This window comes from Companilactobacillus halodurans (assembly GCF_009600995.1).
In the GTDB taxonomy this organism is placed as follows: domain Bacteria; phylum Bacillota; class Bacilli; order Lactobacillales; family Lactobacillaceae; genus Companilactobacillus; species Companilactobacillus halodurans.
Genome location: NZ_VDFO01000008.1, coordinates 15,994 through 28,529, shown reverse-complemented (window position 1 = coordinate 28,529; position 12,536 = coordinate 15,994). Strand labels below are relative to the sequence as shown.

Here is a 12,536-nt window from a genome sequence, read left to right as displayed (position 1 = left end):
GAGTTAAATATGGGATTATTTGATCGAATTAAAAAAGCCTTTACTGGTAAAGATGATTCAAAAGAAGATTTAGAAAAAAAATCTCAAGAAGAGGAAGCTACAAAAGAATCTGCGGAATCTGAAAATAATCGATCTGACCAAGAAAAGTCTGACCAAAAAGAAGAATCCAGTGATACTGCTTCTAAAAAAGAATTAAATGAAAATAATGCACCAAAAGAATCTGCAGAAGAATCGACCAATGAAACTTCAGATGAATCAAATGATGAAGGTACTAGTAAACCAGCAGATGATAATAAGGAAACTGAACCAGTAAACAAATCTGTCGAAGAGGCATCTGAAGAAAAGACGGTTGAAACTTCTGAAGATACAACTAAAGAGTCAAAACCAGAATCAGAAACAAAAGAGTCTGTTGAACCTAAGTCTCAAGTTGAAGAAGAAGCAAAACCAGAAGCAAAAGCAGAGTCACAAACTCAAACTACAGATGAATCTGAAGAAACAACGAAGACTTCAAAGCAAGCAGAAAACCCAGATAAAAATGAAAATCAGGTTTCTGAATTTGAAACTGAAGCAAAAGAGCAACAAGATGACATCGAAGAATACGATAAGGGTCTCAAAAAGAGTCGTAATTCATTCAGCGCTCGGTTTAATCGTTTCATGGCTAATTTCAGAAGCGTCGATGAGGACTTCTTTGATGACCTTGAAGAATTATTGATTGAATCGGATGTCGGGTATGAAACAGCTATCAAAATTTCTGATGAGTTGCGTGAAGAAGTTAAATTGGAAAATGCCAAGAAACGTTCCGATGTTTCTAATGTCATTGTTAAAAAATTAGTCGATATGTATGGCGAAGAAGGCAAAGAAGAGGATAATTCCTTAAAATTCAGTACCGACAAAACGCCTACAGTCTTCTTGTTCGTTGGAGTTAATGGTGCCGGAAAAACAACGACTGTTGGCAAGTTAGCTCACAGATATCAACAAGAAGGTAAAAAAGTGCTTTTGGCAGCTGCTGATACTTTCAGAGCTGGTGCGATTGAACAGTTGCAAGAATGGGGCAAACGTGTCAATGTACCCGTTCAAGCAAGTAAAGCTCACACTGATCCTGCTTCAGTTGTTTATGATGCCGTTCAACGTGCTCAAAAAGAAGATTTCGATATCCTCTTAGTAGATACAGCTGGTCGTTTACAGAATAAACAAGGCCTGATGAGAGAACTTGAAAAAATCAAACGAGTTATCAGCCGTGAATTGCCACAAGCACCTCAAGAAGTTTTATTAGTCTTAGACGGTTCGACCGGACAAAATGCCTTGAGTCAAGCAAAGCAATTTAAGGACACGACTGACGTAACCGGAATTGTTTTGACTAAACTGGATGGAAGTTCTCAAGGTGGTATCGTTTTAGCCATCAGAAACGAACTGCATTTAGCAGTCAAATTAGTTGGTCTTGGTGAACAAATGGACGATTTACGCGACTTTGATCCTGAAAAATTCATCTATGGATTGTTCAAGGAATTGATTGTCGGGTCATCTGATAAATAGCTATGGATATAGATGAGACGACACGAGTAAATTTGTTGTATAATTTTTATCAATCACTATTGACCAAGAAACAAAGTCGGTACATGGATCTTTATTATGTAGAAGATTTTTCTTTAAGCGAGATAGCAGAGCAACTAGAAGTATCTCGTCAGGCGGTTTTAGACAACTTGCATCGCTCGGTCAATTTGTTAGAATCGTTTGAAAAAGAATTGGGTTTAGTTGAAAAAACTCAAGAAATCGATGATATTTCGGAACAATTGGATCAGTTAGTTCAAAAAAAATATCCACGTGATAAAGAACTATTAAAACTAGTAAAAAGAATTTCTAAAATAAATGAAATGTAGGAGTAGAATATGGCTTTTGAAGGATTAAGCGAACGTTTACAAAAAGTGTTCTCTTCTTTAAAGGGAAAAGGTAAGCTCTCTGAAGAAGATGTTCGTAAAGTAATGCGTGAAGTACGTATGGCTTTACTTGAAGCTGATGTTAACTTCGATGTTGTAAAAACCTTTGTCAAAACAGTTCGAGAACGTGCTCTAGGCGCTGAAGTTATGGAAAGCTTGACGCCTTCGCAACAAGTTATCAAAATCGTTGACGAAGAATTAACCAAATTAATGGGACAAGAAGCTGTTCCGTTGAATAAAGCACCACATATTCCAACAATCATCATGATGGTTGGTCTTCAAGGTGCTGGTAAAACTACCACGGCTGGTAAATTAGCTAACCGTTTAAAGACGACTCAAAAAGCTCGTCCATTATTTATCGCTGGAGATGTTTATCGTCCCGCTGCTGTTGAACAATTGAAAACGATTGGTCAACAATTAGATGTTCCGGTTTATGATGAAGGAACTGAGCACGATCCAGTTGATATTGTTAAAAATGGGCTCAAACAAGCGGCTGAAAATAAGAATGACTATGTCATTATTGATACCGCTGGACGTTTGGAAATCGATGAACAATTGATGAATGAGCTTCAAAGAATCAAAGATTTAGCTCATCCAAATGAAATCCTTTTCGTAGCTGACTCAATGACTGGTCAAGTTGCTGCTAAAGTTGCACAAGGATTTGATGAACAACTCGATATTACTGGTGTCGTCTTAACTAAGTTGGATGGTGATACCCGTGGTGGTGCTGCTCTATCAATTCGTTCTGTCACTGGTAAACCAATCAAGTTCATTGGACAAGGTGAAAAATTAGACCAATTGGATGTCTTCCATCCTGATCGTATGGCTAACCGTATCCTCGGTATGGGTGATATGTTGACCTTGATTGAAAAAGCTCAAACTGATTACGATGAAAAGCAAGCTAAAGAAGTTGCTGAAAAAATTCGTGAGAACAGTTTCGACTTCAATGACTTTATCGACCAAATGGACCAGATTCAAAAAATGGGACCTTTGGATGAAATCATGAAGATGATTCCAGGAATGGCTAATAATAAAGCTTTGGCAAATATCAATATCGGTGAAAAAGATATTGCTCATTTGAAAGCTATCGTTTATTCAATGACGCCTAAAGAACGTGAAGACCCTGACCTTTTGAATCCATCAAGACGACGCAGAATCGCTAAAGGTTCTGGTCAAAGCGTGCAAAATGTTAATCGGATGATTAAACAATTCAAGCAATCACGCGACATGATGAACAAGATGAGTAAAGGTAACATGTCTGGCATGGACCAACTAATGGGTAATGGTGCTTCTGGTCGTTTGGTTAAAATGGCAATGCACTCTATGGTTAGAAAGAGCAAGAAACGTAAGAAGAAGCGCTTAAAGAAGATTAAACGTTTTAAATCATAAAAAAATCCGATGGTGTAAAGAAAAAAACTTTACAGCACCTATTTTTTTGTGTATACTAACGAAGTTAAGTATTTAGGAGGAAACAAACATATGTCAGTTAAAATCAGAATGAAACGTATGGGTAGTAAGTTAAGACCATTTTATAGATTAGTTGTTGCAGATTCACGTTCACCACGTGATGGCCGCTTCATCGAACAAGTTGGTTACTACAACCCAATCTCACAACCAGAAGAAATCAAATTAGACGATGACAAGATCGTTGAATGGTTAAACAAAGGTGCACAACCTTCAGATACTGTTCGTCACTTGTTGAAACAACACGGAATTATGCAAAAGTTCCACGAAAGCAAGTATACTAAATAGTAATTTATGATGGGACCAGACATGTTTGTCGCGGTCCTATTTTTATTCACGGAGGAAAAATGACCGAAAAATTATATCGAGTTGGTACAATCGTCAATACTCATGGTATTAAAGGCGAATTGCGAATAGTCCCCATTACAGATTTTCCAGAAGATCGTTTTAAAGCTGGTGCTAAGCTTTATTTGAAAAATAAAGAACAGATCAGTGAATTTACCGTCGAATCATCACGTCCACATAAAAATTTTGTTTTATTGAAATTTAAAGGCTATGACAATATCAATGACGTTGAAAAATATGTTAAGTCAGAATTATTTGCTAGCGGTGAAGAAACCCCTAATTTAAATGAGGGCGAATTTCTCTACAAACAGATAATTGGTTTAACAGTTATCGACAAAGATTTGGGCGAAGTTGGTAAAGTAACGGAAATTATGGAATTAGGTTCAAACGACGTTTGGGTCGTCAAAGGTCCTAAATATAAAGAGGTTTTATTGCCTTATATTGAAGACGTAATTAAAAAAGTCGACCTTGATAAGGGAATTGTCAAAGTCGAAATACCGGATGGATTGATAGACTAATGGATATTACAATTTTAAGTATTTTTCCAAGAATGTTTAATGCACTAAACGAATCTTTGATTGGCAAGGCGCAAGAAAAAGAGCTTGTGAATATTGATGTCGTGGATTTTCGCAAGTTCACGACTAATAAACAAAATCATGTGGATGATTCGCCATATGGTGGTGGAGCAGGGATGCTCTTGCAAGCTCAACCAATTTACGATGCAATGGATTTTGTTGAAAAAGAAAAGCCAGGTAAAAAACGGGTCGTTTTGTTAGACCCAGCTGGAAAAACTTTTAACACAAAAATGGCACAAGATTTTGCTAAAGAAGACCAATTAGTCTTTATCTGTGGGCATTATGAAGGCTTTGACGAACGGGTCAAAGATTTAGTTACCGATGAAGTTTCCATTGGCGATTACATCCTAACAGGTGGAGAATTGCCTACCATGAGCATGATCGATGCTACTTTGCGCTTTGTGCCCGGAGTATTAGGTAATTCATTTTCGGCAGAGGAAGAATCATTTTCCCATGGACTGTTAGAGTACCCTCAATATTCGCGTCCAGCCGATTTCCGTGGTAAAAAGGTGCCCGAAGTATTAACTAGTGGGGATCACGAAAAAATCCGTCTCTGGCGTTTAACGCAAGCTTTGAAAAAAACCCTAGAGCGTCGTCCTGATTTATTAGAGTCTACAGACCTGACAGATGAGGAACAAAAGCTCTTGCACAAAATTCGTCAGAATTATTAGTTTACAATTAAGTTCAAATAAAGTATCATATTAAGAGTGTTTGAACGCACATATTAACGATATTCCGCTGTATGTCAGAGATATATAAGAGTGTCGGCAGGGAGAAATTATTTATGAATAAATTAATTCAAGATATTACAAAAGAACAATTACGTTCTGATATTCCTGACTTCCGTAGTGGTGACACTGTTCGTGTACATGCTAAGGTTGTTGAAGGATCACGTGAACGTATCCAACTATTCGAAGGTGTCGTAATCAAGAGACATGGTACAGGTATCAGTGCTACTTATACTGTTCGTAAGGTAAGTAATGGTGTTGGTGTTGAAAGAACATTCCCATTGAACACACCTCGTGTAGAACAAATCGAAGTTATCAGACATGGTCGTGTACGTCGTAGCAAGCTTTACTACCTACGTAACCGTACAGGTAAGGCTGCACGTATTAAGGAACTTCGTCGTAACTAATACGTTAGTAAATTAACTTGATAAAAATAAACTGTCATGCTCGTAAAAGAGATGACAGTTTATTTTTTTACGCAAAATATATCAATTTTATATATTAAAATTGATAAAAATTCTCTTAATTTTTCAAAGACTTTGCTTTATTGACTATTAAATGGCAAACTAAATCATGTTAAATAAAAATTTTTAGTATTTTATTTTTCCATTAGTAAATACGTTTGAAGACCTCACACAAACAAGGAATCTCATCATTAAATTCCTTGCCAGATTCTTGGTATTCTTTTCTAAAAAAATCTTCATGGACTTTACGCCAATAAGTTAAGGTTTTGTCACCTTCGCCTTCATGGTAGGCATGTTCAGCACTGACGTATTTAAAAGGAACGACTTCAGTAACGACAGTTTTTGTAATGCAGATAGGATTTTCTTGACCGTCCAAGATGATGTTATAATCTCCAACTTGAGGCAAGTACTCATTAGGCTCATATAAATCGTAAGATGATGTCGTTGCGGTTTTTACGCCATCACAAACTAGATTGGCTAATTTATCTGGTTCAGCACCAAAAGACGAAATATCTCCTAATGGGTAATAGAGTGAATTCTTGTCTTGCAAAAAATTGAACCAATAATCGTGGATTTTTTCTTTGTCCATACTGCGCACCTCATAATATCAATATATTTTTATTAAAACACACCTTAATAAAAAGATAAATTTAATTAGGAATTTTGATTTATGGGTATTTGAGTATCAAACTGAATAATAAATAAATTTAGGATGGATTATATTATGAAGCAAATTATAACCATCGATGTTGGTGGAACTAGCATCAAATATGGTTTATGGAATCATAAGTATCGAAACCTAAGCTCAAAAGGAAAAATTAAAACACCTGATAATCTTGAAGATTTTTATCAAGTGCTAGAAATAATCGTTGCTAATTTCAGCGATGAACAAATTGATGGCGTTGGTCTCAGTATCCCTGGTGCTGTTGACCAAAGACGAGGCATGATATGCGGAATCAGCGCTTTGCCATATATTCATAATTTTCCCATTCAAGCAGCTATTGAAGAACGTTTAGGCTTGCCTGTAACAATGGAAAATGATGCTAATTGTGCAGCTTTAGCGGAGATTTCGATGGGCGTTGCTACGCATATGCAAAATATTATTTTCGTAGTAGTTGGAACTGGTGTTGGCGGGTCAGTAGTAGTCCATCGCCAAATTGTTCATGGAAGCCATCGCTTAGGTGGAGAGTTTGGTATGATATTAGGGCATGGAAATAAGCGTTTGAGTTTTCTTGGAACCGCGGTCCACATGGCACAAGATTATAATCGGGCTAACCAAACTAATTTAACCGGCAAAGAAGTGCTCCAATTAGCTGAAAATGGAGATAAGAAAGCTCAAAAGTATACTAAAAGCATGTTTTATAATCTTGCTAAAGTAATTTATAATTTACAATTTGTGATTGATCCAGAAGCAATCGTCATCGGTGGTGGCGTGTCAGAGAATCAATATTTCCTCGATACTTTGGAATCAACGATCAAAAATTTAGTTGAAAATATTGAAGACATCAAATTGATTCCTCATCTAATTCCCGCAAAGTATCACAATGATTCTAATTTAATAGGTGCAGCTTATAATTATTTTTATGGTTAAGAGTATAACTAGCTTTTGAGTATTAAGACAGATAACTTAAGATAAAGTGTAATATGACGTCCTCCATAGCAAAGCAAATTTGGCTGGAACGAAGTGGGCACGACTTTAAGCCTTTGCCAAGATTAGGCAAAGTCTTAAAGCTCGGCCTTATTCTAAGCAATAAATTGCTAAGAATAATTTCACATCTGAGCCAATTTGCTTTGCTATTCCGGACTAGATAGTGGTTTTGTTTTTAAATCAAATAGCAAAAGCATTCGTTTAGATAAGAGAGTTTATCGACTTTATATTTAAATGAATGCTATTTATGATTTGAAAATATTAGAATAGACGGTAAGTGACATTATCCAATCGGGAGTATCAATGATTCATAAATTTTTAAATACGACCCCTCAAAAAATAAAAGAACTAGGCACAATTAAATGTAAAAAAATCGGTTACCAATAATTATGAGAACATCATGTACAAAATGATGTTGGCAGGATACTCAGATACGATCATTTTCTTGTATGTATTGAGTAAGTGATATGATAAAAATCAAACAACGTTTTGGTCCTGCATGTACACTATTGGTAAAAATAATTTCAAGGGTGAGAAACAGAGGGTTAACACCACTTAGTTCTAGAATCAAGATATCCAAAAGATATCACTATAATTAAATATAAATGTATGATAAACAATTTACTAAAAAATGATCCAATGACTATAAGTACAAAGATATTATTGAATCTAATTTTCCAATAATTAAAAAGTTTTCGGAAATTTATTCTGCAATAATGAGGACCAATGTAAAGGCAATATATAATTTTGTAAAAAAATATAGTAAGTCCGAAATATCTTCATTCATTAACTCTGGTTTCGTTGAAGGCAATAACAACAAAGTCAAACTTATGGGACGAATTGTATACGGTGAAACTAATTTTGACAATTTATTTAAGAAATTTAGGCTAGTCCTTTTGGGAACATCAGATGAATTAAATATAGATGAATTCCTTAATTGAATATGTCCCTTTATTAAAGTAACCAACCTCTTCCATGAATCGATAAATCGCTAAGTACAATTTCAGTACTGATCATTCACAAAGCTGCCACTGCCGATTGGATAACGTCATTCATTATTTATTTCAAGTAATTCCAAATCAAATAAGCATCTATCTAGATAGTCGACAAACTGTTATCTAGACAGGTGCTTTTTGCTTTAAGATATTAAAAATAAAACCACTATCCAGTCCGGAATAGCAAAGCAAATTGGCTCAGATGTGAAATTATTCTTAGCAATTTATTGCTTAGAATAAGGCCGAGCTTTAAGACTTTGCCTGATCTTGGCAAAGGCTTAAAGTCGTGCCCACATCGTTCCAGCCAAATTTGCTTTGCTATGGAGGACGGCATATTACACTAACTAAAATGAAAAATACCTTGATTTTAATTACCTTTTCTTACTCGATTTAAGCAAGAAAAGATATGTTATGTTTCAAAATTTTCAATACAATTGATTATAGTATTCGAGGTAAAATTCGTTTGTCTTAGGTAAGACGGTGATTTTGGAAATACTGGTGTTGCGCGGTTCTGGTAAGGCCATCACATCTTTAGGCTGTAAAATATCTAAAGCTGCCGCCTTAACAGTAAAACCATGCGTAACACAAATTATTTTCTCATTAGGATATTTATTGGCCATTTCTTTAATGAATTCATCGACTCGTTTGATAACATCATCAAAAGTCTCACCATCGGTAGCATATTTAACATACATTGGTAAGACATCATTGAGATAGTCGTTATAAGCATCGGGATGGATTTTTCTAAGATCAGCATTTTTTTGACCATCCCATTGGCCGTAAGAAATCTCCACTAAGCGCTTATCGTAACTGACTGGCAGGTGAGCTGATTGGTTCAAAATAGCTGTCGTTTGCTTAGTTCTCTCTAATGGACTAGAAATTACACGGTCGGCAAAACTGATATCAAAGTTGTCGGCTAATTTTTGAGCTTGCTTTTGACCATTTTCATTAAGATAAGTGATTTCTGTGTTGATAGTTCCTTGTTTCATCTTCATCACGTTGGCTTTAGTCTGTCCGTGACGAATAAAATAAAATTCTGTCATTTTTATTCCTCTTAAGTTGTTTTTACAATGAATACATTAAGCAAATTATACAATATTTACTCCATTGATAGTTGACAATTAAAAATGAAATGTTAAAGTGTCTTTAAGTTAATTGGAGGTATTTTAATATGATAAAATTTAATATTAATAATTTAACAGTCTCCTCCAAGTCTACACGTTATACATGTAGGCTTATTAACTGACACAATAAACCTCATGTATGTAAGACAATTACATCTGTGAGGTTTCTAAAAATTAGAATTAATAATCCTCACAGAATATTGTCTGTGGGGATTTTTATTTTAATTTAAAAGGAGCTTTTGAATATGGAAGTATACAATTTTTCAGCAGGGCCAGCGACTTTGCCCAACTCAGTGATTCAACAAATTAAAGATGATTTGCCATCCTATAAAAATTCTGGAATGAGTGTTATGGAAATCTCTCATCGATCAGAATTGTTTGAAGAAATTATTCAACAAGCTCAACAAGATTTACGAGGTTTATTACAGATTCCTGATAATTATAGTGTGCTCTTTTTTCAGGGTGGCTGTACCTTGCAATTTAGTGCTGCACCATTAAATTTAGCAATAAAATATCATCGAATTGCTCTATTAGATAGTGGTCACTGGGCAATTAGAGCGATGGAAGAAGCTAAGAAAGTCAAAACTACGGTTGATATTTTAGCTTCTACAAAAAAGAACCATTATTCAAGATTGCCAACTTTGAGTGATTTTCCTCAAGATGAGTACGATTATCTACACATTACAACTAATAATACGATTGAAGGGACAGCTTATAAAAAAATTCCCCAAATAGGACAGACTCCTGTGGTAGCTGATATGTCATCTAATTTTCTTGGACAAAAATATCAAATTACGGATTTTGGATTAGTAATGGCAGGAGCTCAAAAAAACCTTGGAATAGCTGGTTTAACCGTTGTAATCGTCAAAAATGATTTATTTGCTCATGCTAAAAATTTGCCAAGTATGTTAGATTATCAACTTTTTTCTCAAAAAAATTCCATGTTCAATACGCCACCAGTTTTTGCAATTTATGTTGCTGGATTAGTTTTACGATGGTTGAAGCAACAAGGTGGAGTTTTGGAAATGCAAAAGCGTAATCAGAAAAAATCTAATTTGTTATACGATTTTTTGGATGAATCAAAACTTTTTACAGCACCTGTGAAAAAAGCAGACCGTTCTTTAACAAATGTTGTTTTTGTAACTGGTGATAAGTCAATCAATAGTCAATTGATAGCCCAAGCAAAAGATTATGGACTTTTAAATATTAAAGGTCATCGATTAGTCGGTGGAATGCGAGCCAGCTTGTACAATGCTATGCCTTATGCAGGAGTTGAAAAGTTGGTCAGCTTTTTAGGAAAATTTGAAAAAGATTATTGGGGGAAACACTAATGTATCAAGTTAAAACTTTTAATGCGATTGCCAAAAGTGGTTTAGAAATTTTTACAGATGATTTTCAAATCAATCAAACAGATAATCCTGATGCTTATTTGATTCGTTCGGTTAACTTATTGAATCAAAATTTGCCTCAGAACTTAAAAGCCATTGTTAGAGCTGGTGCTGGAGTTAACAATGTTCCTTTGAAACAAGCAACTAAAAAAGGAATAGCTGTTTTTAATACACCAGGCAGCAATGCAAATGCAGTTAAAGAATTGGTGATTTCCTTGATGATTGCTACCACTAGAAATCTTTTTTCAGCAAATGAATATTCAATAGCCCATGCTCAAGCGGATATTTCACAAAGAACCGAAAAAGATAAGACCAAATTCAACGGCAGTGAATTGGCTGCAAAAAAGTTAGCTGTGATTGGTCTGGGTCATGTTGGATCATTGGTGGCAAATGCAGCCATGCAATTAGGAATGAAGGTCATTGGTTTTGATCCTTATTTATCTACTAATGGAGCCTGGCGAATTGATAATAAAGTTAGGCGAGTCGATTCGATAAAAAAAGCTGTTCAAAATGCTGATTTTGTGACTGTTCACGTACCCAAAAATGATGCAACAATCGATTTAATTGGGACTAAAGAAATCGATGAAATGAAGGAAAATGTCATTTTATTTAATTATTCAAGATTAGGGATAATTAATAATAAAGCAGTTGTAAAAGCACTTCGTCATCAAAAAATCAGTCATTACTGTACTGATTTTGGAGAACCTTTGATTGCAGGAAATTCTTCGATTACAATCACGCCTCATATTGGAGGTTCAACAATTGAAGCTGAATCTAATGGTGCCACTCAAGGAGCAAAAACGGTAATGGATTATTTGGAATCAGGGGATACTAAACATTGCGTCAACTTGCCGAATCTTGAAGTTCCATTTGAAACAGAATTTAGAATTACGGTGATTCATCAAAATATTCCTAATATGGTTGGTCAGATCAGTACCCAAATCGCCAATAAAAAAATCAATATAGAGAATATGAGTAATGCAGCAAAAGGAGAAATTGCTTATACGATTGTTGATGTTGACAATTTAAAAACAAATGATATCGACGAATTGAAAAATGCTTTAGAGTCGGTTACAGAAGTTTATCGTGTTCGTATAATTAAGCATCAGTAAAAAATACGAAAAAAAAGATTGCTAACTTTTCAATCAGCAATCTTTTGATAGTTTTAAAAAATTTGTGAACGGTATAAGCCAACAACTTTGCCGAGAATTTCAACATTATCCAAAATGATTGGATCCATGGTATCATTTTCTGGTTGAAGGCGATAATGACCGTGTTCTTGATAAAATCTCTTACATGTTGCTTCGATGTCTTCAGTCATTGCAATAATGATTTCGCCGTTATTGGCAAAATTTTGCTCATGGACGATGACGTGATCGCCATCGTAAATTCCAGCATTGATCATACTTTCACCGTGAATCTCAAGCATGAACAATTCGCCAGAATCACGATTCAAGTCAGGTGGAATTGGGAAATAACCGTCAGGGTTTCTTTCAGCGGTAATTGGTTGACCAGCGGCAACAGCACCCAAGATAGGGATTTGTTTTGACTTGATTCCAATAGAGTTTAGACCGGCACCAGTTAACTCGATTGCTCGAGGCTTGGTAGGGTCACGTTGAATGAATCCTTTTTTTTCAAGACGAGATAGGTGACCATGAACCGTTGATGTTGAAGATAAATCTACGGCTTCGCAAATCTCTCTTACAGTTGGCGGATATCCATGTTCATCTAAATAATCATAAATGCATTGTAAAATTTTTGACTGTTTAGAGCCTTCAGCTTTTGACATTAGAACACCTCATTGTTAATATCTTAAATAGATTGTATCAAAATTTGAATACAAGTTCAAACAAGTGTTCGATGTAATGAGG

General features: G+C 35.3%; 14 protein-coding genes. 11 read left to right on the top strand and 3 right to left on the bottom strand.

Translation table 11 applies throughout. The features are described 5' to 3' along the window. Window positions 1-9 precede the first annotated feature (9 nt). The 7 genes from ftsY to rplS all read left to right on the top strand — a co-directional run bounded on the left by ftsY (window position 10) and on the right by rplS (window position 5,453). A complete protein-coding gene (gene ftsY, locus FHL05_RS03015) occupies window positions 10-1,533 on the top strand; it encodes a signal recognition particle-docking protein FtsY (protein ID WP_153521985.1) in 1,524 nt (507 codons plus the stop codon). 2 nt (window positions 1,534-1,535) lie between these two features. Further along, a complete protein-coding gene (gene ylxM, locus FHL05_RS03010; protein WP_153384488.1) occupies window positions 1,536-1,877 on the top strand; it encodes a YlxM family DNA-binding protein in 342 nt (113 codons plus the stop codon). A 9-nt stretch (window positions 1,878-1,886) separates the two neighbouring features. Then, a complete protein-coding gene (ffh, locus tag FHL05_RS03005) occupies window positions 1,887-3,323 on the top strand; it encodes a signal recognition particle protein (RefSeq protein WP_153384489.1) in 1,437 nt (478 codons plus the stop codon). Between the two features lie 90 nt (window positions 3,324-3,413). Continuing rightward, window positions 3,414-3,686, top strand: a complete 273-nt coding sequence (rpsP, locus tag FHL05_RS03000; protein WP_057740148.1) for a 30S ribosomal protein S16 — start codon at window positions 3,414-3,416, stop codon at window positions 3,684-3,686. A 59-nt stretch (window positions 3,687-3,745) separates the two neighbouring features. Further along, window positions 3,746-4,261 carry a ribosome maturation factor RimM gene (gene rimM, locus FHL05_RS02995; RefSeq protein WP_153384490.1) on the top strand — a complete coding sequence of 172 codons (516 nt, stop codon included), beginning with the start codon at window positions 3,746-3,748 and terminating at the stop codon, window positions 4,259-4,261. Further along, window positions 4,261-4,989 carry a tRNA (guanosine(37)-N1)-methyltransferase TrmD gene (trmD, locus tag FHL05_RS02990; protein ID WP_153384491.1) on the top strand — a complete coding sequence of 243 codons (729 nt, stop codon included), beginning with the start codon at window positions 4,261-4,263 and terminating at the stop codon, window positions 4,987-4,989. Before rimM ends, trmD begins: the two co-directional genes overlap by 1 nt. 113 nt (window positions 4,990-5,102) lie before the next feature. Continuing rightward, a complete protein-coding gene (rplS, locus tag FHL05_RS02985; RefSeq protein ID WP_153384492.1) occupies window positions 5,103-5,453 on the top strand; it encodes a 50S ribosomal protein L19 in 351 nt (116 codons plus the stop codon). Window positions 5,454-5,655: 202 nt separating this feature from the next. Here the strand turns inward: rplS and FHL05_RS02980 are convergent, their stop codons facing one another. Continuing rightward, complete coding sequence (locus tag FHL05_RS02980) at window positions 5,656-6,099, bottom strand: ASCH domain-containing protein (protein ID WP_153384493.1); 444 nt, start codon at window positions 6,097-6,099, stop codon at window positions 5,656-5,658. Between the two features lie 135 nt (window positions 6,100-6,234). Here FHL05_RS02980 and FHL05_RS02975 point away from each other — a divergent pair, with 135 nt between their 5' ends. Next, window positions 6,235-7,101: an ROK family protein gene (locus tag FHL05_RS02975; protein ID WP_153521983.1), complete on the top strand. Its 867-nt coding sequence runs from the start codon at window positions 6,235-6,237 to the stop codon at window positions 7,099-7,101. A gap of 716 nt (window positions 7,102-7,817) precedes the next feature. Continuing rightward, complete coding sequence (locus tag FHL05_RS12805; protein ID WP_420838729.1) at window positions 7,818-8,099, top strand: transposase; 282 nt, start codon at window positions 7,818-7,820, stop codon at window positions 8,097-8,099. A gap of 479 nt (window positions 8,100-8,578) precedes the next feature. Here FHL05_RS12805 and FHL05_RS02965 read toward each other — a convergent pair whose 3' ends face one another. Further along, entirely contained in the window at window positions 8,579-9,196 is a 618-nt protein-coding gene (locus FHL05_RS02965) for a histidine phosphatase family protein (RefSeq protein ID WP_153384496.1), read from the bottom strand. 326 nt (window positions 9,197-9,522) lie between these two features. Here FHL05_RS02965 and serC point away from each other — a divergent pair, with 326 nt between their 5' ends. Next, the gene (serC, locus tag FHL05_RS02960; protein ID WP_153384497.1) at window positions 9,523-10,608 is read left to right on the top strand and encodes a 3-phosphoserine/phosphohydroxythreonine transaminase; all 1,086 of its coding nucleotides are present in this window, start codon (window positions 9,523-9,525) and stop codon (window positions 10,606-10,608) included. Then, on the top strand, window positions 10,608-11,777 hold the full coding sequence (locus FHL05_RS02955) for a 3-phosphoglycerate dehydrogenase family protein (protein ID WP_153384498.1): 1,170 nt from the start codon (window positions 10,608-10,610) through the stop codon (window positions 11,775-11,777). Before serC ends, FHL05_RS02955 begins: the two co-directional genes overlap by 1 nt. Before the next feature lie 53 nt (window positions 11,778-11,830). On the opposite strand, the gene lexA is transcribed toward FHL05_RS02955, so the two are convergent. Further along, on the bottom strand, window positions 11,831-12,454 hold the full coding sequence (gene lexA, locus FHL05_RS02950) for a transcriptional repressor LexA (RefSeq protein WP_153384499.1): 624 nt from the start codon (window positions 12,452-12,454) through the stop codon (window positions 11,831-11,833). Window positions 12,455-12,536: the final 82 nt, after the last annotated feature.